Raw genomic sequence first — 18,400 nt, forward strand, 5'->3', positions numbered from 1 at the left:
CGGCTACACCAGCAGCACGGCCGCCCCGGCGATCCGCCCGGCGCTCAGGTCGCCGAGGGCCTTGTCTGCCTGGTCGAGCGAGTATTCGGGCGTCGTCACCTCGATGTGGTGCTCCCCCGCGAAATCCAGGAACGCCCGCGCGTCGGCGCGCGTGTTCGAGGTGACCGAGCGCACCTGGCGTTCCTGGAAGAGGTGACGCTGGTAGTTCAGCGGCGGAATGTCGGAAAGGTGAATCCCCGCGATCGACAGGGTACCGCCGCGGTCGAGAGCCTCGAGCGCCGGCAGCACCAGTTCGCCGACCGGCGCGAAGAGGATTGCCGCGTCGAGCGGTACCGGCGGCGGGTCGGCGGCCCCCTGGGCCGACGCCGCCCCGAGCTCCATCGCCAGCTTGCGCGCGTCCTCACCGCGGGTCATCACGTGGATCTCGGCGCCCTGCGCTAGCGCGACCTGGGCGGTGATGTGGGCGCTGCCGCCGAAGCCGTACAGGCCCAGCCGCCCTCCGGGTGGCAGGTCGGCGCGCAGCAGGGAGCGGTAGCCGATGATGCCGGCGCACAGCAGCGGCGCCAGCTCGCTGTCGCTGTAGCCACTGGGCAGGTGGTGCGCGAAGGCCGCCGGGACCGTCGCGAACTCGGCGTACCCGCCGTCGGCGTCCCAGCCGGTGTAGCGGGACTTCGGGCACAGGTTCTCGTCGCCGCGTCGGCAGTACTTGCACACGCCGCAGGTGTGCCGCAGCCACGCGATGCCCACCCGGTCCCCGACCCGAAAGCCGTCCCCGGCTTCCGGCCCCACCTCGACGACCTCCCCGACCACCTCGTGGCCGGGCGTGACCCGGTCGCGGTGGACGGGAAGGTCGCCTTCGGTGACGTGTAGGTCGGTGCGGCACACGCCGCAGGCGCGCACGGCCACCAGCAGTTCCGACGGCGCTGGTCGCGGGACCTCGGCGGTGACGCGCTCGAGCGGGTCGGTGGCCATCGGGCCGGGTCGGCGCACGCGCCAGGCGCGCATCGTCGTGGTGGTAACCGGTGCGGCCATCACTACATCATGCCGCGGGCGGGACCGGGCCGCGACGGCTCGGGACGGCCTAGGTGCGCCGCACCATCCCGACGATCCAGAGCAGGAGCAGCGAGCCCAGCAGCGCCGTGAAGAACGTGAATATGTAACCGCCGCTCGAGGTCTTGAGGAAGAAGCTCAGGATGAAGCCGCCGATCAAGGCGCCGACAACGCCGATGACGATGTCCATGAGGATTCCGGCTCCGCTGCCGCTCATGATCTTGCTGGCGAGCGCACCCGCCAAACCGCCGATGATGATGTATCCGATCCAGCCGACACTGGTCAACGTAGATGAGCGGGCGAGGAATTCGGTCGCTGCCATGACGTCCATGCGGGTCTCCTTGCAATCGCTGGCAAAGCCCGGCGGGGCCGCCGGGCGTGAATTCCGTATACCCGCTTTAGCTAATTATTCGCGTGTCGAATTGGCGACGATTGCGCGACCGTTAGGCCGGCACGATCCGCTGCGGCGCCGGCGACGGCGTGGGCGTCACCTCACCGGCCGGCGCCTGGCCCGGTGCCGGAGCCGGAGCGCCGGGCGCGCCCGGCGCAGGCGGTACCGCGGGTGCCGGTTGTCCCGACCAGGGCTGGATCGACTCGGCCAGCGCCTTGGCGGCGACCTTGTCCACCGGGTCGTTTCCGGTACCCAGCCACACCACGAACCAGCGCTGCGGAGGAGTCCCGTTGGCCGCGTTCGCCGGGGTGCCGACGACGCCCGTCCAGATCTGGCCATTCGGCTTGCTCGCGTCGCTGAACTTCACCTCGTAGAACGACGCGCTGCCGGTGATCCCGTTGGCTCCGGTGAGCGGCGTGGCTTCCTGGTTGATCCGGGTCCCGGGATAGGGCATGAAAAACTCGCCCATGTCCGAACCCAGCCGTAGGGCGGCCTTTGCGTTGTCCGGTTCGGCGCTGGCGTAGAGCTTCTGGTCCAGCCGGCCCATCACGATCCGGGTGTCGTTGGCGACCGGCGGCGGCTGTCCCGGCATCGGCGGCTGTCCGGTGGTTTTGCTGAGCAACTCCGAGCCGTAATCGAGGTGCGACGCGTCCGACTGCACCCAGCCGGCGGGCAGGACATAGCTGAAGCCACCGACGGCGTTGCCGATCCGGCCGGCGTTCGGATCTGCCGCCGGCGGCGGCGGGGCGTTGGGGTCGACGGGAGGGGGCGGCGGCGCATTCGGATCGACCGGCGGGGGCGGGGCCGCGTTGGGATCACCCGGCTGCGGGCTAGGCGCGGCCGGCGGCGGGGCGGTGGTGGTTCCCGGCGCCGGGGGCGGCGCCGTCGTGGTGGCCGGCGCGGGCGGCGGCGCCGTCGTCGTCGCCGGGGCGGGGGGCGCGGGCTCGGGGTCGGCGTTCGAGGTCGCCGGCAGGGCGATGGTGGCGGCGATGGCGCCCGTCACCGCGGCGATGGCCAGCGTCGCCCACGGCCGTTTGCGACGTGTTGGGTTCGGGTCCAGCTGATCCATGGCGACGAACCTACCGCGTTAAAGCTGTGACGCAAGGGTGCCGTGCTGAGGGTGGGGCGGGGATTTTTCGATGTTGCCGATGTGTAACCCGGCTGCTCACGCCGGGGCCGGGTAGAGGTTGACCTCGTGGGCCTTGACGGTGAACCAGACCCGTTCGCCGGGGGTTATCCGCAGCTCCCGGGCGGCCTCCACCGTGATCTCCGCGGCCAGGCCCGGCGCGCCGTCGGGCTGCTCGTGCCCCCGCACCAGGACCGCCGACCCGCGGACGTCCAGCTCGGCGACGGTCACCTCGACGGTGTTGCGGGGGCTGCCGTGCGGCCGCTCGCGATACACCGCCACCGCCCCGGGCGAGAACACCGCGACCGCGCGCTGCCCGGCCGCCGGGTGCGCGCCCGGGGCGGCGTGCCAGCGGGCACCGGACCCCGTGCGCAGCGAACCGTCCGGACCGCTCCTCCCGGCGACGAGGTTGATGCCGGCGATGCGGGCGCCGAAGTGGCTGCGGGGCGCGGTGAGCACGTCGGGCACGGGTCCGATCTCGGCGACCCGCCCGGCCTCCACCACCAACACCCGGTCGGCGAGCGTGAAGACGTCGAGCAGGTCGTGGGTCACCATGACGACCGCGCACCCGGTGCGGGAGACCGTCGCGCGCAGCACGGTGCGGAGGGCCGCGGCCGCGGCGACGTCGAGTCCGGTGAGCGGCTCGTCTAGCAGCAACACCTCGGGTTCGGCCGCGAGCGCGCGGGCGATCGCGACCCGCTGGGCCTGGCCGCCGGACAGCTGCCTCGGTCTGCGGTCGGCGAGGCGCTCGGCGTCCACCTCGCGCAGCCACCGCAGCGCCGCCGCCCGCGCCGCGCCGCGCCGCGCGCCGAACCGGGTCGCACGGCTGTGGGGTCCGAACGCGACGTTGGCGGCGACGCTCAGGTGCGGGAACAGCAGCGGGTCCTGCAGCAGCAGACCCACCCGACGGCGATGTGTCGCCACGTTCACGCCCGCCGCGGTATCGGTCAGGATCCGGTCGCCCAGCCGCACCAGGCCCTCGTCGGGGCTGAGCAGCCCCGCGATGACGTGCAGGGCCGTCGACTTGCCGGCCCCGTTGGGGCCCAGCACCGCAAGGACCTCCCCCGCCGACACCGAGAACGCCACGTCCAGGCCCCGCTCGGCGATAACGGCACGAAGCTGCAACCGGCTCACGGCGGGCTACCTGAAATCGGGGCCGGCGAGCCGGCGCGCGCCCAGGCCGAGCACCACGAGCGCCGCCACGGCCACCAGCAGGAGTGACAACGCCACCGCGGCGTCCGGGTCGTCGACCCGCTGCAGGTAGATCTCCAGCGGCAGGGTCCGCGTGACGCCCTGCCGGGACCCCGCGAACGTCAGCGTCGCCCCGAATTCCCCCAGGGAGCGGGCGAATGCGAGCACCGCTCCCGACGCCATGCCCGGAAGCAGCAGCGGCAAGGTGACCCGCCACCACACCCGCCCGGGCCGCGCCCCCAGCGTCGCCGCGACGACCTCGAAGTCGGCTCCGGCTGTGCGGGCCGCGCCCTCGAGCGAGATGACCAGGAACGGCAGCGAGACGAAGGTCTGCGCCAGGACGACCGCGGTCGTGGTGAATGCGATGCTGACGCCGGCGGCGTCCAGGTAGCGCCCGATCAATCCCAGCCTGCCGAAGGCGTAGAGCAGCGCGATCCCGCCCACCACCGGCGGCAGGACCAGCGGCAGCAGGATGAGCGGGCGCAACAGGGGCAGCGGGCGGGCCCGGCCGCGCGCCAGCACCAGTGCCATCGGGACGCCGAGCAGCACGCAGAGGACGGTGCTGGCGGCGGCGGTCCGCAGGCTCAGCAGCAGCGCGATCCGCGCCGACGGGCTGCTGATCAGGGACCAGAAATCCGGCCAGTCGACCTTGACCGCCACCGCCAGCAGGGGCAGCGTCACGAAGGCCGCGCCCAGGGCGGCCGGGAGGTACACCCAGCGGGGCAGGTCCGTCGGCCGATACACGTCGCGGCTCAGGGTTTGGCGAAACCGGACTGGGCTAGGGTTTTCCGGCCGGCGTCCGACGTCACCAGGGTGACGAATTTCTGCGCCAGCTCGGGCCGCGGGGCCCGCTTCAGCACCGCGATGGGATAGACGTTTACCGCGCCGGCGGCCTCGGGGAAGTTCACTGTGGTCACCTTGCCGCCCGCACTGATCGCGTCGGTGACATAGACCAGGGCGGCGTCGGCCTGCCCGCTGGTCACCTTGTTCAGGACGTCGGTCACGCTGGGCTCCTCGCTGACCGGGCTGAGGCGCACTCCCGTGCTGTTCTCGACGCGCAGGGTCGTCGCCCCGCACGGCACCGGCTTCTGGCAGGTCACCACGCTGAGTCCGGGTCGGGCAAGGTCGCGGAAAGACGCGACGCCCTTCGGGTTGCCCGGGGCCGTCACGATCACCAGCGTGTTGGAGGCGAAGTTCGTCGGATCGCCGGCGAGCAGCCCGGCCTTGGCGACCGCGTCCATCCGCGCGGTGTCCGCCGACGCGAAGACGTCCGCCGTGGCGCCCTGCGTCAGTTGCGTTGCCAGCTCCGACGAGCCCGCGTACTCCACATCGACTCCGTTGCCGGGGTTTTCGGCCTTGAACTGCTGGCCGATCTGGGTGAAGGCGGCCTTGAGTGACGCGGCGGCGAACACGACGAGCGATCCGGAACCCGGCGCGGGCTTCGGGCCGCAGGCGGCCACGCACACCGCGGACAGCAGAGCGGCCAGGGCCCCGATCCGACGCATGGGTGAACCGTAGCGTGTGTCGCCCGCGCGCGCGGGCGGTCCTCGCCCTTCGAGCCGCAGACGCGAAAATGTCGGCCGAATAGTTACGCAAATCGTCCGCGCATCGGCGCGTTTTCAATTTCGCCGAATAGCTACTCTCCAGTAACATTGGTGGAGCTGCGGGCCTAGGCGCCGGTGAAGCGCCACGGCTCGGGTTCACTCGCCACACACGAGGAGGTCATGGCAGTGGAAGTGCTGGTCACCGGCGGAGACACGGAGTTGGGACGCACGGTGGCCGAGGGCTTCCGCGACGACGGTCACAAGGTGACCCTCGTCGGTGCGCGCCGCAGCGACGTGGAGATCGCAGCTAAGGAACTCGACGCGGACGCGATCGTCTGCGATACGACCGACCCGGCCAGTCTCGACGGGGCCCGCGGGCTGTTCCCCCATCACCTCGACACCATTGTCAACCTGCCCGCGCCGTCCTGGGATGCCGGCGACCCGCGCGCCTATTCGATGTCCGACACGGCCCAGGCGTGGCGCCATGCGCTGGATGCGACGCTATTGTCGGCGGTGCTGACGGTGCAGGCCGTCGGCGACCACCTCCGCTCGGGCGGGTCGGTCATCGGTGTGGTCACGGAGAACCCGCCGGCGGGCAGCGCCGACGCCGCCATCAAGGCGGCCCTGTCGAATTGGGTGGCCGGCCAGGCCGCCAACTTCGGCACCCGCGGGATCACGGTGAACGCTGTCGCGGCCGGGCGCAGCGTCCAGCCCGGCTACGAGGGCCTGTCGCGCACGCCGCCGACGCTGGCGGCCGAGGTCGCGCGCGTGGCGCTGTTCCTCACCACGCCCGCTGCTCGCCACATCACCGGCCAGACGCTGCACGTGAGTCACGGGGCCCTCGCGCACTTCGGTTGAGCGGCTGAGCGACTGCGCGGCGGCCGCACTACGGTGGATGGCGTGGCTATTCGACTCGGTTACCAGATTCCCAACTTCTCCTACGGCACCGGCGTGGAGCAGCTCTTCCCCACCGTCATCGCCCAGGCCCGCGAGGCCGAATCGGCAGGGTTCGATTCGGTTTTCCTGATGGACCACTTCTACCAACTGCCCATGCTCGGCTCGCCCGACCAGCCGATGCTGGAGGCCTACACCGCCTTGGGTGCGCTGGCGACCGCCACTGAGCGGGTGCAGCTCGGCACCTTGGTGACCGGTAACACCTACCGCAACCCCTCGCTGCTCGCCAAGGTCATCACCACGCTCGACGTGGTCAGCCAGGGCCGGGCGATCCTCGGCATCGGCGCGGGCTGGTTCGAGCTCGAACACGACCAGCTCGGCTTCGAGTTCGGAACCTTCACCGATCGGTTCAACCGGCTCGACGAGGCGCTGCAGATCATCCTGCCGATGATCAAGGGCGAGCGGGCGACTTTCTCGGGCAAGTGGTATCACACCGCCGACGCGATCGCGAATCCCCGTTTCCGCGAACACATTCCGCTCATGATCGGCGGCAGCGGCGAGAAGAAGACCATTCCGCTCGCCGCCAAGCACTTCGACCATCTCAACGTGATCGCCGGGTTCGACGAGGTGCCGCGCAAGCTGGGCGTGGTGTGCAAGCAGTGCGAGGAGATCGGCCGCGACCCGGCCACGCTGGAGACCAGCATGCTGATCACGGCGCTCATCGACGACAACGCCACGGCCGGTGCCGTCCCCCCCGAGCTGGCGCAGCGGATGGTGGTGGGCAGCGCCGACTCCGTCGCCGATCAGATCAAGACCAAGGTGCTCGACGCCGGCATCGACGGCGTGATCATCAACATGCCGTTCTACACGCCTGGGATCGTCGCTGCCGCAGGCGAAGCGCTGCGTCCGCTGATGGGCGTGTAGCCGCGCCCGTCTTCAACATGACGAGCGTCACGCCGGTCGACCAGGCGTGACGTAGCGGTGTGGTTGATTACACACGCTTAGTAATTAGGCGTCGGGGCACGTGCCTGAGTAGCGTTGTATGTGACGCTAACCGAAGTCGTGTGTCCAGGAGCCCCCGTCAGGAGCAGCCCAAAATGAGTCCCCAGCCCGAAGTGACAGCTGGACCGGAGCGCCGCCCCCAGGTCGTCATCATCGGTTCGGGATTCGGCGGGCTCAACGCGGCAAAGAAACTCAAGCACGCGAACGTCGACATCAAGCTGATCGCGCGGACCACCCACCACCTGTTCCAGCCGCTGCTGTACCAGGTGGCCACCGGCATCGTGTCCGAGGGCGACATCGCCCCGCCCACCCGGGTGGTCCTGCGGCGGCAGCGCAACGTGCAGGTGCTGCTCGGCGACGTCACGCACATCAACCTCGCCGGGCAATACGTCGTGTCCGAACTGCTCGGCCACACCTACGAAACCCCTTACGACACACTGATCATCGCCGCCGGGGCCGGCCAGTCCTACTTCGGCAACGACCACTTCGCCGAGTTCGCCCCCGGGATGAAGTCCATCGACGACGCGCTCGAGGTGCGGGGACGCATCCTCAGCGCGTTCGAACAGGCCGAACGGTCTCGGGATCCGGAGCGGCGCGCCAAGCTGCTGACCTTCACGGTCATCGGTGCCGGCCCCACCGGCGTCGAAATGGCGGGCCAGATCGCGGAATTGGCCGAGCACACCCTGAAGGGCGCCTTCCGGCACATCGACTCCGCCAAGGCCCGGGTGATCCTGCTCGACGCCGCCCCCGCCGTGCTCCCGCCGTTCGGCGAGAAACTGGGCCGACGGGCCGCCGAGCGGCTGCAGAAGATGGGTGTGGAGATTCAGCTCGGCGCAATGGTCACCGACGTCGACCGAAACGGCATCACCGTCAAGGATTCCGATGGCACCGTGCGGCGCATCGAATCGGCATGCAAGGTGTGGTCCGCGGGCGTGCAGGCGAGCGGGCTGGGCCGGGATCTGGCCGAGCAGTCGGCCGTCGAACTCGACCGCGCCGGCCGCGTCAAGGTGCTGCCCGACCTCTCGGTTCCCGGGCACCCGAACGTATTCGTGATCGGTGACATGGCCGCCGTCGAAGGCGTTCCCGGCGTCGCCCAGGGGGCCATCCAGGGCGCCAAGTACGTCGCCGGCACCGTCAAGGCTGAGCTCGGCGGCGCCGACCCGGCCGAACGGGAACCCTTCCAGTACTTCGACAAGGGTTCCATGGCGACGGTTTCGCGGTTCTCGGCGGTCGCAAAAGTCGGTCCGGTGGAATTCAGCGGCCTGTTCGCCTGGTTCGCGTGGCTGGTGCTGCACCTGCTCTACCTGGTCGGGTTCAAGACCAAGGTCAGCACTCTGCTGTCGTGGACGGTGACGTTCCTGAGCACCCACCGCGGCCAGCTCACCATCACCGAGCAGCAGGCGTACGCCCGCACCCGGCTCGAACAGCTGGCGGTGGCGGCGGCCGAGGCGAACGGCCCGGCTACGGCGCGGCGGGCGAGCTAACCGACCAGCCGGTCGGCCTGCCACGTCGTCAGCGTTCCCCCACCGGCCAGCGCCAGGACGGTTGTCTCGGGCGCCACAAGGCCGGAATCCACTGCCGGATAATGTAATTCGTTCATCATGGCGCGGGGCGCCGTGATGGCGTCGTCGGCCACCGACCCGGCACCCAGCTCGACCCGATGCCGCAGCAGCGGGCCGTCGTTGCGGTCGGCCCGTAGCGAACCCGACCAAAACCCTTCGCGCTCACCGCACCTGCCGATCTGCACCCGCTCGCGGAAGCGGACGGTGCCGGCCTCGCGCAGGGCCACGGCCACCGTCGACAGGTGCCGTGCGTCGGCCGCGACCACGGTCGGCTCGAGGTCGACATCCAGATCGCCGCACACCTCGATGTCCCACTCGGCGTAAGACGTCGGGCCGGCCGCGCCGGGCAGGGCCACGGTCGCCGCCGCGCTGCGCACCCGGAGCCGGGCGCCCGGCTCCACCACGACGCGGATCGCGATAGTGTCGCCGCCCAGCGGGGTGGCCGCGGCGGACACCAGGTGGACGGTGTCGGGGGCGGTGCACCGCGCCTGCAGGCCGCCCCCACATTCGATGCGCGGCAATCGACTGCTGCGCGCGACCAGCAGCAGGTCAGACCGCACCGGCGCCCTCGCGCGCGGCGACCAGGTGGGAGCGCACCCACGCCACCACCTCGCCCGCCGTCGGATCCGCGGTCAGCGACTGCAGCACCGTCGGACGGCCGTCGCGCACCGCGGCGGCGTCGCGGGCCATCACCTGAAGGTCGGCGCCCACCAGGGGCGCCAGGTCAATCTTGTTGACCACCAACAGGTCCGAGAATGCGACACCGGGCCCGCCCTTCCGCGGCACCTTGTCGCCGCCGGCCACGTCGATGACGAAGATCTGCACGTCCACCAGCCCCGAGGAGAAGGTCGCCGTCAGGTTGTCGCCGCCGGACTCGACGAGGATCAGGTCCAGCCCCGGGTTGGTGGCGATCAGGTCGTCGATCGCGTCGAGGTTCGCGGTGATGTCGTCGCGGATGGCGGTGTGCGGGCACCCGCCGGTCTGGACGGCCGCGATCCGTTCGTCGGGCAGCACCGCATGCCGGCGCAGGAAGTCGGCGTCCTCGGTGGTGTAGATGTCGTTGGTCAGCACCGCCAGCGACAGGTCGCCGCCCAGCTGGCGGCATAGCGCGGCGACGAGTGCCGTCTTGCCGGAACCGACCGGCCCGCCGACGCCGATGCGCAGCGGCTCCCCCGGCTCCCGCACCCGCCTGGGCCGGTCCTGGTGAGTGTGCGGGTGGGAGTGAACATGCGTTGTCATGGTTGGCCTTTCAGGATGCGAACAGGGGCCGCTCGCGCCGGGAGTGACGCTGTGCCAGCGTGTCGAGCAACGGGTCGGACAGGTCGGCCAGCCCCGCGGTCGCCTCGGTGGCGGTACGCTCGCACAAATCTGCCAGCGCGAAGGTGGTGGCGGCGACGGCGGCGGGGTCGAGGGCCAGTAGGCGCTGGGCGGCAGTCGCCGAGCCGGTCATGGTGGTGTAGACGACCTGCAGCGCGGTGTGCTCCGGGCGCAGGCCGCTGATGGCGCCGACCCGCCCGGCGACCACGCCGAGGTGCGGCCGGGGGCCCAGGGCGTCCCAGCCGGCGTCCGGCCACACCCGGCGGCCGAGCCGGGCCAGGCCCCGGCCCTGGCTGCGCGAGGCCTCCCGGGCGGCGGGGGCCGGGGTGCGCGCGTCCGTCTCGCGGTCGGCGGCGTCGGGGCCGATGTCGCCGCGGTGCACGGCGGCGGCCACCGAAGCCGTGACCAGACCGTGCGTGCGAATCCTGCGCGCCAGGAACGCTTTCAGCGTGTCCAGGTCGGCCACGAGGGCCGAGGCGATGGCTTCCTCGACCCCGCCGGAGTGCACGTGCGCGCCCGTGGGCAGCCGCGAGTCGGCCAGCGCGAGCAGGGTGGTTAGCGCCGGCTCGGACATCAGAACAGGCTCGGACATCAGAACAGGAAGTACCGCTGGGCCATGGGCAATTCCGTGGCCGGCTGCTCCTGCCAGACCTCGCCGTCGATGCGCACGGTGAACGTGTCCGGGTCGATCTCGATCGACGGCATCGCATCGTTGAGCGGCAGATCGGTTTTGGTGACCGAGCGGACGTCCCCGACCGGGACGAGCCGCCGGTTGACGGCGAGCCTCTCGCCCAGCCCGGCGTCGATGGACGCCGGGGCCACGAAGTGCACCGAGGTCGCGGCCGACGCCGCCGGGGCGGCGCCGAACATCGGGCGCGGGAGCACCGGCTGCGGGGTGGGGATCGAAGCGTTCGCGTCGCCCATCGCCGCCCACGCGATGACGCCGCCCTTCAGCACCACGTGCGGCCGCACCCCGAAGAAGGCGGGTTCCCACAGCACCAGGTCGGCGAGCTTGCCCACCTCCACCGAGCCGATCTCGTGGTCGAGGCCGTGCGTGATCGCCGGGCAGATGGTGTATTTCGCGACGTAGCGGCGCGCCCGGTGGTTGTCCGCGGGCCCATCCCCGGGCAACGCGCCGCGGCGACGTTTCATCACGTGCGCGGTCTGCCAGGTCCGGAGCACCACCTCGCCGATGCGGCCCATGGCCTGCGAGTCGCTGCCGATCATCGAGATCGCCCCCAGGTCGTGCAGCAGGTCCTCGGCCGCCATCGTCGACGGCCTGATCCGGCTCTCGGCAAACGCCAGATCCTCGGGCACCGCGGGGTTGAGGTGATGGCACACCATCAGCATGTCCAGATGCTCGTCCAGCGTGTTCACGGTGTGCGGCCGTGTCGGGTTGGTGGAGCTGGGCAGCACATTCCGTTCCGCGGCAACCCGCATGATGTCCGGAGCGTGCCCGCCGCCGGCGCCTTCGGTGTGATACGTGTGGATGCCACGCCCCGCGATCGCACCGAGGGTGTCTTCCACGAACCCCATCTCGTTGAGGGTGTCGGTGTGCAGCGCCACCTGCACGCCGGCGGCGTCGGCGACGGTCAGACAGGCGTCGATGGCCGCGGGGGTGGACCCCCAGTCTTCGTGCAGCTTGAAACCCGAAGCGCCGCCGCGCAATTGCTCCCACAGCCCCTCGGGGTTGACGGTGTTACCCTTGCCGAGCAGCGCGAAGTTGACCGGCCACGAGTCCAGCGACTCCAGCATGCGGGCCAGGTGCCATTCGCCGGGGGTGACGGTGGTGGCCTTGGTGCCCTCGGCGGGCCCGGTGCCGCCACCGATGATCGTGGTGACGCCGGACCCGAGCGCCTCGGGCATCAGCTGCGGGCAGATCAGGTGCACGTGGCAGTCGATGGCGCCGGCGGTGACGATCCGGCCGTTGCCGCCGATGATCTCGGTGGACGGGCCGATCACCAGGTCCGGATGCACGCCGGTCATGATGTCCGGATTGCCCGCCTTGCCGATCGCGACGATGCGCCCGTCCCGAATCCCGATGTCGGCCTTGATGATTCCCCAGTGGTCGATGACCACCACGCCGGTGATGACGGTGTCGGGCGCCCCGTCGGCCCGGCTCGCCCGCCCCTGCCCCATCGATTCCCGCAGCACTTTGCCGCCGCCGAACACCGCCTCGTCGCCGGCCGAACCCGGTCCGCCGCTTCGATCTTCGGTGATCTCGACCAGCAGGTCGGTGTCGGCCAGCCTGATCCGGTCCCCGGTGGTCGGGCCGAACAGGTCGGCGTAACGCTCCCGCGACAGCCGCGTCATCAGTCGTCCAGCCGTCCAGGTGGGTTGCGGCTCAGCCCGTGCACTTCCCGCCGTCCCCGCAACGGGACCAGGCGGACCGTCTGCGCAATGCCCGGCTCGAAGCGGACCGCCGTGGCCGCCGGGACGTCCAGCCGGTAACCGTGGGCGGCCTTGCGGTCGAACGACAGCGCGGCGTTGGCCTGCGGGAGATGGACGTGGCTGCCCACCTGCACGGGACGGTCGCCGGTGTTGAGCACCCGCATCTCGACCCGCTGCGCGCCGGCGTTGATCGCGATATCGCCGGCGCCATAGATGATTTCACCGGGGATCATGCGATCGGGTGATGCACGGTGACGAGCTTGGTGCCGTCGGGGAACGTCGCTTCGACCTGCACGTCGCTGATCATCTCCGGCACCCCCTCCATCACGTCCTCGCGTGACAGCACGTCGCAGCCGCTGGCCATCAGTTCGGCGACGCTGCGGCCATCGCGTGCGCCCTCGAGGATGTGATCGGTGATGAGGGCGACCGCCTCCGGGTAGTTCAGCAGCAACCCTCGCGCCCGGCGCCGACGGGCCAGCTCGGCGGCGTAGGACAACAGCAGTCGCTCTTGCTCGTGCGGCGTGAGAAGCATGTCCCTTCAGATCCTGCCATCCCCCGCGGAGGTCGACACCTCGAGTCAGCTTCGCGCCGGAATTGCGCCGGCGTACGGGCGTCGCTGTTGGCGTGCGCCGGCGCCGGCGGCACGGGTGAGGCCTCGGCGCACGCAAGGTCTCGGTTCGCGCGCGGCGCCTCTTTTCCGGCTCAGGACGCGCGGTTTTCGTGATCGCAACCTGGGCCCGCTGGGCGAGCGTTGGTTGCCCGCTCGGGCCCTGGGCTATGCCTCGAGGTTCTGCAGACGCACCTGACCGCGCGCCACCACGCGGTCCTTGTCGTCGGTGATGGTGACCAGCCACAGCTGCTGGCGCCGGCCGCGATGGATCGGTTCGGTCGTGCCGTACACCATTCCCGAGCCGATGGAACGCAGGAAGTCCGTGTTGTTGTTGACGCCGACGACGTTTCCGCCGCCGCCCTGGGCATTCAGCCACGCGTAGGCCGAGACGCTGGCCATGCTTTCGACGATCGAGCAGTAAACGCCGCCGTGCACCAGGCCCATCGGCTGCAGCAGTTTCGGCTGGACCTCCAGTTCGGCCCGGGCGCCGTCGGGTGTCACCTCGGTGAATCGCAGGCCGAGTTCGGTGTCGAACGGCGCGGTGAAATTCGGCGGCGGGACGGCGTCCGGTGGAGGTGGCACGCTCATGTGTTTACACGATCCGTCCGCCGCGAGCGTCGGGTGAACCCCCGCCCCTCCCAAAAGATGGGCGAGCCCCGTGCCGGGGCACGGGGCTCGCCGATCGAGTAGACCGGGGGTCGCTGCAGCCCTCAGGACTCTCCGCGGTCATTGTCGCTCGACCGCCTAGAGGATAGGCAAGGCTGCCCTAATTTCGCAAGGGTCTCCGTGGGAAACTCTGAACCGGCGGCGTTCGTTCTTCGTCGGTACGACCGTCGGTAGTAAGCCGGAGTACGCTGGTTTCGAGGCTCAGGAGATGGGGAACATGGCCAAGCTGACGCGACTGGGAGATCTGGAACGCGCGGTGATGGACCACTTGTGGTCCACGCCGGAACCTCAGACGGTCCGCCAGGTCCACGAAGCGTTGTCGGCGCGCCGCGACCTCGCCTACACCACGGTGATGACGGTCCTGCAGCGCCTGGCCAAGAAGAATCTCGTCTCGCAGATCCGCGACGACCGGGCGCATCGATACGCCCCGGTGCACGGACGCGACGAGTTGGTCGCCGGGCTCATGGTCGACGCGCTGTCCCAGGCCGAGGATTCGGGCAGCAGGCACGCCGCGCTGGTGCACTTCGTGGAGCGGGTGGGGGCCGACGAGGCAGAGGCGCTGCGGCGGGCGCTCGCCGAATTGGAAAACAATCAACGCAATAACACGCGGCCTGCTGGCGCGCACCCGGAGGACTGAGGGACACTGGCAGCGTGTCCGCGCTGGCCTTCACCATCCTCGCGGTGCTGTTGGCCGGCCCGGCGCCGGCCCTCCTGGCACGAGCGACGTGGCCCCTGCGCGCCCCGCGAGCGGCGATGGTGCTGTGGCAGGCGATCGCCGTGGCGGCCGTCCTCTCGGCGTTCAGCGCCGGCATCGCCATCGCCACCCGCCTGCTTATGCCAGGCCCCGACGGCCGGCCCACCGCGAGCATCCTCGGTGCGGCGGTACGGCTCGGCTGGCCGCTGTGGACCGCGTACGTCGCCGTCTTCGCGCTGACGGTGCTGATCGGCGCCCGGCTGATGGTCGCGGTGCTGCGCGTGGCGATCGCCAACCGCCGCCGCCGGGCGCACCACCGGATGGTCGTCGACCTGGTGGGGCTCGATCACGACGCGGCGCTCCCCCAGCCGTGCGCGCGGACCCGCGACCTGCGCGTCCTGGACGTTCCGCAACCGCTCGCCTACTGCCTCCCGGGGGTGCGCAGCCGCGTCGTCGTCAGTGAGGGCGCACTGGCCACGCTGACCGACGACGAGGTCTCGGCGATCCTTACCCACGAACGCGCCCACCTGCGCGCCCGCCACGACCTGGTCCTGGAGGCCTTCACCGCGGTGCACGCGGCCTTCCCGCGACTGGTCCGTAGCTCGCACGCCCTGCGCGCGGTGCAGCTGCTCGTCGAGCTGTTGGCCGATGACGCGGCGGTGCGCGCGGCGGGTCGCACGCCGCTGGCGCGCGCGCTGGTCGCGTGCGCGGCCGGTCGCGCGCCGTCGGGTGCGCTGGCCGTCGGCGGCACCAGCACGGTGCTGCGGGTGCGCCGTCTGGCGGGGAGCGGCAACAGCGCGATGCTGGCGACGGCCGCCTACCTAGCCGCGGCGGCGATCTTCATCATCCCGACCGTCGCGCTGGCCGTCCCGTGGCTGACCGAACTGCGGTGCCTGTTCAACCTGTGACGCGGCGAGTCCCGCCGGGGCCGACTGGTCGGTTGTTCCCCGGTGTGGTCGGATTTGTTGAGCAAGCTTTCCAGTGAACGTCCTGAAAACCTGAGAGGCGCAGACATGAGTTCCAGCACCGGCACCGCGCAGATCGGTGTCACCGGCCTGGCCGTGATGGGGTCGAACATCGCCCGCAACTTCGCGCACCACGGCTACACCGTGGCGCTGCATAACCGGTCGATCGCCAAGACCGACGCGCTGCTGAAGGAGCACGGCTCGGATCTTGGAGAGGGCAAGTTCGTGCGGACGGAGTCCATCGCCGAGTTCCTGGACGCGCTGGAGAAGCCCCGACGGGTGTTGATCATGGTCAAGGCCGGCGACCCCACCGACGCCGTCATCGACGAGCTCGCCGATGCGATGGAAGAAGGCGACATCATCATCGACGGTGGCAACGCCCTCTACACCGACACCATCCGCCGCGAGAAGGCGATGCGGGAGCGCGGCCTGCACTTTGTCGGCGCCGGCATCTCCGGAGGCGAGGAGGGGGCGCTGAACGGCCCGTCGATCATGCCCGGCGGACCGGCCGAGTCGTACAAGTCGCTGGGGCCCCTGCTCGAGGAGATCTCGGCGCACGTCGACGGTGTGCCTTGCTGCACCCACATCGGCCCCGACGGTGCCGGTCACTTCGTGAAGATGGTGCACAACGGCATCGAGTACTCCGACATGCAGCTGATCGGCGAGGCCTACCAGCTGCTGCGCGACGGACTCGGCAAGACCGCGGGCGAGATCGCCGACGTCTTCGACGAGTGGAACAAGGGCGACCTGGACAGCTTCCTCGTCGAGATCACCGCCAAGGTGCTGCGGCAGGCCGACGCCAAGACCGGTAAGCCGCTCGTCGACGTCATCCTGGACGAGGCCGAACAGAAGGGCACCGGCCGCTGGACGGTGAAATCGGCGCTGGACCTGGGCGTCCCGGTTACCGGCATCGCGGAGGCGGTGTTCGCCCGGGCGCTGTCGGGCTCGGTGCCCCAGCGCAAGGCGACCACCGGGCTGGCCTCGGGAGAGTTGGGTGAAAAGCCAACCGATACAGAGCAATTCGTCGAAGACGTCCGGCAGGCGCTATACGCGTCAAAGATCATCGCCTACGCGCAGGGGTTCAACCAGATTCAGGCGGGTAGCGCCGAGTACGACTGGGGCATTACCCCAGGAGACCTCGCGACCATCTGGCGCGGCGGCTGCATCATCCGGGCCAAGTTCCTCAACCGGATCAAGGAGGCGTTCGACGAGGACCCCGAGCTGCCGACGCTCATCGTCGCTTCCTACTTCCGCAGCGCCATCGAGGCGGCCATCGACAGCTGGCGCCGCGTGGTGGTCACCGCCACGCAGCTGGGCATCCCGATCCCGGGCTTCTCCTCGGCGCTGTCGTACTACGACGCCCTGCGCACCGAGCGGCTGCCCGCCGCCCTGACGCAGGGGCTGCGCGACTTCTTCGGCGCGCACACCTACGGTCGCATCGACGACGACCCGGAGAAGCGCTTCCACACCTTGTGGAGCGGGGACCGCAGCGAAGTGCCCGCGTAGGCGCACCGCATCGACGGGTACACCCAGACCGATGAGATTTCTCGAAGGACATCGCCCCGGGCACGACCTGACCTACAGCGACGTGTTCGTCATGCCGAACCGCTCGGAGGTGGCGTCGCGGTTCGACGTCGACCTGTCCACCACCGACGGGTCGGGCACCACCATTCCCGTCGTGGTCGCCAACATGACGGCGGTGGCCGGGCGGCGGATGGCCGAGACGGTGGCCCGGCGGGGCGGCATCGTGATCCTCCCGCAGGACCTGCCGATCACCGCGGTGCAGCAGACCGTGGAGTTCGTCAAGAGCCGGGACATGGTGCTCGACACCCCGGTGGTGCTGGCCCCCGACGACGCGGTCTCCGACGCGATCGCGCTGATCCACAAGCGGGCGCACGGGGTGGCCGTGGTGGCCTTCGAGGGCCGCCCCATCGGGCTGGTGAGCGAATCGTCGTGCCAGGGCGTGGACCGCTTCACCCGGGTGCGCGACGTCGCGGTGACCGACTTCGTGACCGCCCCGGCGGGCACCGAACCCCGCAAGATCTTCGACCTCCTCGAGCACGCCCCGATCGGTGTCGCGGTGGTGACCACCGCCGACGGCGCGCTGGCGGGCGTGCTGACCCGCACCGGGGCGATCCGCGCTGGCCTGTACACCCCGGCGACCGACGCGCACGGGCGGCTGCGCATCGGCGCCGCCGTCGGCATCAACGGCGACGTGGGCGGCAAGGCGCGGTCGCTTGTCGAGGCCGGCGTCGACATCCTGGTGATCGACACCGCCCACGGCCACCAGGTCAAGACGCTCGATGCGATCAGGACAGTCGCCTCGCTGAACCTGGGCGTGCCGCTCGCGGCCGGCAACGTGGTCTCTGCCGAGGGCACCCGGGACCTGCTGGATGCGGGCGCGAGCATCGTCAAGGTCGGGGTCGGCCCGGGCGCGATGTGCACCACTCGGATGATGACCGGCGTCGGCCGTCCGCAGTTCTCGGCGGTTCTCGAATGCGCCTCGGCGGCAAGAGAACTCGGTGGCCACGTGTGGGCCGACGGCGGCATCCGGCACCCGCGGGACGTTGCCCTGGCCCTGGCGGCCGGGGCGTCGAACGTCATGATCGGATCCTGGTTCGCCGGCACCTACGAGTCCCCCGGCGACCTGATGCGCGACCGCGACAACCGCCCGTACAAGGAGAGCTACGGCATGGCCTCGAAGCGGGCCGTCGTCGCCCGCACCGGCGGCGACACCGCGTTCGATCGCGCCCGCAAAGCGCTGTTCGAGGAGGGCATCTCGACGTCGCGGATGGACCTGGATCCCGACCGTGGCGGCGTCGAGGACCTGCTCGACCACATCACCTCGGGTGTGCGCAGCACCTGCACGTACGTGGGCGCCGCCACCCTCGCCGAATTGCACGAGCGGGCCGTCATCGGCGTGCAGTCCGGCGCGGGCTTCGCGGAGGGACATCCGCTGCCCTTGGGTTGGTGACCGTCCGGGTCGGCCCCGGCCGT

At 70.6% G+C, this 18,400-nt stretch carries 20 protein-coding genes; 7 read left to right on the forward strand and 13 right to left on the reverse strand.

The genetic code is table 11. From position 1 onward, the window contains the following. Nucleotides 1-3 precede the first annotated feature (3 nt). The 6 genes from SKC42_RS13230 to modA all read right to left on the reverse strand — a co-directional run bounded on the left by SKC42_RS13230 (nt 4) and on the right by modA (nt 5,263). Nucleotides 4-1,032 carry a zinc-binding alcohol dehydrogenase family protein gene (locus SKC42_RS13230; protein ID WP_330964747.1) on the reverse strand — a complete coding sequence of 343 codons (1,029 nt, stop codon included), beginning with the start codon at nt 1,030-1,032 and terminating at the stop codon, nt 4-6. 49 nt (nt 1,033-1,081) lie between these two features. Further along, on the reverse strand, nt 1,082-1,381 hold the full coding sequence (locus SKC42_RS13235; protein ID WP_330964748.1) for a GlsB/YeaQ/YmgE family stress response membrane protein: 300 nt from the start codon (nt 1,379-1,381) through the stop codon (nt 1,082-1,084). A 112-nt stretch (nt 1,382-1,493) separates the two neighbouring features. Further along, complete coding sequence (locus tag SKC42_RS13240; RefSeq protein ID WP_330964749.1) at nt 1,494-2,510, reverse strand: alanine and proline-rich secreted protein Apa; 1,017 nt, start codon at nt 2,508-2,510, stop codon at nt 1,494-1,496. 96 nt (nt 2,511-2,606) lie between these two features. Beyond that, nucleotides 2,607-3,701, reverse strand: coding sequence for a sulfate/molybdate ABC transporter ATP-binding protein (locus tag SKC42_RS13245; protein ID WP_330964750.1), 1,095 nt, complete (start codon nt 3,699-3,701; stop codon nt 2,607-2,609). Nucleotides 3,702-3,707: 6 nt separating this feature from the next. Next, nucleotides 3,708-4,502, reverse strand: coding sequence for an ABC transporter permease (locus SKC42_RS13250; RefSeq protein WP_330964751.1), 795 nt, complete (start codon nt 4,500-4,502; stop codon nt 3,708-3,710). 8 nt (nt 4,503-4,510) lie between these two features. Next, entirely contained in the window at nt 4,511-5,263 is a 753-nt protein-coding gene (modA, locus tag SKC42_RS13255; protein ID WP_330964752.1) for a molybdate ABC transporter substrate-binding protein, read from the reverse strand. Between the two features lie 219 nt (nt 5,264-5,482). Between modA and SKC42_RS13260 the strand changes: the two genes are divergently transcribed. From SKC42_RS13260 to SKC42_RS13270, 3 genes are all read left to right on the forward strand, one after another. Then, nucleotides 5,483-6,160: an SDR family oxidoreductase gene (locus SKC42_RS13260; protein WP_330964753.1), complete on the forward strand. Its 678-nt coding sequence runs from the start codon at nt 5,483-5,485 to the stop codon at nt 6,158-6,160. Nucleotides 6,161-6,202: 42 nt separating this feature from the next. After that, the gene (locus SKC42_RS13265) at nt 6,203-7,120 is read left to right on the forward strand and encodes an LLM class F420-dependent oxidoreductase (RefSeq protein WP_330964754.1); all 918 of its coding nucleotides are present in this window, start codon (nt 6,203-6,205) and stop codon (nt 7,118-7,120) included. Between the two features lie 173 nt (nt 7,121-7,293). After that, nucleotides 7,294-8,682 (forward strand): NAD(P)/FAD-dependent oxidoreductase, encoded by a 1,389-nt coding sequence (locus tag SKC42_RS13270; protein WP_330964755.1) that lies wholly within the window; start codon nt 7,294-7,296, stop codon nt 8,680-8,682. On the opposite strand, the gene SKC42_RS13275 is transcribed toward SKC42_RS13270, so the two are convergent. The 7 genes from SKC42_RS13275 to SKC42_RS13305 form a co-directional block, all read right to left on the reverse strand. Next, nucleotides 8,679-9,320, reverse strand: a complete 642-nt coding sequence (locus SKC42_RS13275) for an urease accessory protein UreD (RefSeq protein WP_330964756.1) — start codon at nt 9,318-9,320, stop codon at nt 8,679-8,681. The genes SKC42_RS13270 and SKC42_RS13275 overlap by 4 nt on opposite strands. Continuing rightward, nucleotides 9,310-9,999, reverse strand: a complete 690-nt coding sequence (gene ureG / locus SKC42_RS13280) for an urease accessory protein UreG (protein WP_330964757.1) — start codon at nt 9,997-9,999, stop codon at nt 9,310-9,312. The genes SKC42_RS13275 and ureG overlap by 11 nt, the downstream gene beginning before the upstream one ends. A 10-nt stretch (nt 10,000-10,009) precedes the next feature. After that, nucleotides 10,010-10,651 carry an urease accessory protein UreF gene (locus SKC42_RS13285; RefSeq protein ID WP_330964797.1) on the reverse strand — a complete coding sequence of 214 codons (642 nt, stop codon included), beginning with the start codon at nt 10,649-10,651 and terminating at the stop codon, nt 10,010-10,012. 17 nt (nt 10,652-10,668) lie between these two features. Next, the gene (locus SKC42_RS13290) at nt 10,669-12,390 is read right to left on the reverse strand and encodes an urease subunit alpha (RefSeq protein ID WP_330964758.1); all 1,722 of its coding nucleotides are present in this window, start codon (nt 12,388-12,390) and stop codon (nt 10,669-10,671) included. Then, nucleotides 12,390-12,701 (reverse strand): urease subunit beta, encoded by a 312-nt coding sequence (locus tag SKC42_RS13295; RefSeq protein ID WP_330964759.1) that lies wholly within the window; start codon nt 12,699-12,701, stop codon nt 12,390-12,392. The genes SKC42_RS13290 and SKC42_RS13295 overlap by 1 nt, the downstream gene beginning before the upstream one ends. Further along, nucleotides 12,698-13,000 carry an urease subunit gamma gene (locus tag SKC42_RS13300; RefSeq protein WP_330964760.1) on the reverse strand — a complete coding sequence of 101 codons (303 nt, stop codon included), beginning with the start codon at nt 12,998-13,000 and terminating at the stop codon, nt 12,698-12,700. The genes SKC42_RS13295 and SKC42_RS13300 overlap by 4 nt, the downstream gene beginning before the upstream one ends. A gap of 243 nt (nt 13,001-13,243) precedes the next feature. Beyond that, nucleotides 13,244-13,660 carry a PaaI family thioesterase gene (locus SKC42_RS13305; RefSeq protein ID WP_442932127.1) on the reverse strand — a complete coding sequence of 139 codons (417 nt, stop codon included), beginning with the start codon at nt 13,658-13,660 and terminating at the stop codon, nt 13,244-13,246. Nucleotides 13,661-13,961: 301 nt separating this feature from the next. On the opposite strand from SKC42_RS13305, the gene SKC42_RS13310 reads away from it, so the two are divergent. From SKC42_RS13310 to SKC42_RS13325, 4 genes are all read left to right on the forward strand, one after another. Next, the gene (locus SKC42_RS13310; RefSeq protein WP_330964762.1) at nt 13,962-14,381 is read left to right on the forward strand and encodes a BlaI/MecI/CopY family transcriptional regulator; all 420 of its coding nucleotides are present in this window, start codon (nt 13,962-13,964) and stop codon (nt 14,379-14,381) included. Between the two features lie 14 nt (nt 14,382-14,395). Then, nucleotides 14,396-15,346, forward strand: coding sequence for a M56 family metallopeptidase (locus SKC42_RS13315; RefSeq protein ID WP_330964763.1), 951 nt, complete (start codon nt 14,396-14,398; stop codon nt 15,344-15,346). A gap of 105 nt (nt 15,347-15,451) precedes the next feature. After that, on the forward strand, nt 15,452-16,909 hold the full coding sequence (gene gndA / locus SKC42_RS13320; RefSeq protein ID WP_330964764.1) for an NADP-dependent phosphogluconate dehydrogenase: 1,458 nt from the start codon (nt 15,452-15,454) through the stop codon (nt 16,907-16,909). Between the two features lie 31 nt (nt 16,910-16,940). Continuing rightward, nucleotides 16,941-18,377: a GuaB1 family IMP dehydrogenase-related protein gene (locus SKC42_RS13325; protein WP_330964765.1), complete on the forward strand. Its 1,437-nt coding sequence runs from the start codon at nt 16,941-16,943 to the stop codon at nt 18,375-18,377. The last annotated feature ends 23 nt before the right edge of the window (nt 18,378-18,400 follow it).

The sequence above is a fragment of the Mycobacterium sp. 050134 genome, from assembly GCF_036409085.1.
Taxonomy (GTDB): domain Bacteria; phylum Actinomycetota; class Actinomycetes; order Mycobacteriales; family Mycobacteriaceae; genus Mycobacterium.

Bases quoted from the DNA above. Each gene is read 5' to 3' on its own strand.
- SKC42_RS13230 (WP_330964747.1), bottom strand. From the start codon at position 1,032: ATGGCCGCACCGGTTACCACCACGACGATGCGCGCCTGGCGCGTGCGC.
- SKC42_RS13235 (WP_330964748.1), bottom strand. From the start codon at position 1,381: ATGGACGTCATGGCAGCGACCGAATTCCTCGCCCGCTCATCTACGTTG.
- SKC42_RS13240 (WP_330964749.1), bottom strand. From the start codon at position 2,510: ATGGATCAGCTGGACCCGAACCCAACACGTCGCAAACGGCCGTGGGCG.
- modA (WP_330964752.1), bottom strand. From the start codon at position 5,263: ATGCGTCGGATCGGGGCCCTGGCCGCTCTGCTGTCCGCGGTGTGCGTG.
- SKC42_RS13260 (WP_330964753.1), top strand. From the start codon at position 5,483: ATGGCAGTGGAAGTGCTGGTCACCGGCGGAGACACGGAGTTGGGACGC.
- SKC42_RS13270 (WP_330964755.1), top strand. From the start codon at position 7,294: ATGAGTCCCCAGCCCGAAGTGACAGCTGGACCGGAGCGCCGCCCCCAG.
- ureG (WP_330964757.1), bottom strand. From the start codon at position 9,999: ATGACAACGCATGTTCACTCCCACCCGCACACTCACCAGGACCGGCCC.
- SKC42_RS13285 (WP_330964797.1), bottom strand. From the start codon at position 10,651: ATGTCCGAGCCGGCGCTAACCACCCTGCTCGCGCTGGCCGACTCGCGG.
- SKC42_RS13290 (WP_330964758.1), bottom strand. From the start codon at position 12,390: ATGACGCGGCTGTCGCGGGAGCGTTACGCCGACCTGTTCGGCCCGACC.
- SKC42_RS13295 (WP_330964759.1), bottom strand. From the start codon at position 12,701: ATGATCCCCGGTGAAATCATCTATGGCGCCGGCGATATCGCGATCAAC.
- SKC42_RS13300 (WP_330964760.1), bottom strand. From the start codon at position 13,000: ATGCTTCTCACGCCGCACGAGCAAGAGCGACTGCTGTTGTCCTACGCC.
- SKC42_RS13310 (WP_330964762.1), top strand. From the start codon at position 13,962: ATGGCCAAGCTGACGCGACTGGGAGATCTGGAACGCGCGGTGATGGAC.
- gndA (WP_330964764.1), top strand. From the start codon at position 15,452: ATGAGTTCCAGCACCGGCACCGCGCAGATCGGTGTCACCGGCCTGGCC.
- SKC42_RS13325 (WP_330964765.1), top strand. From the start codon at position 16,941: ATGAGATTTCTCGAAGGACATCGCCCCGGGCACGACCTGACCTACAGC.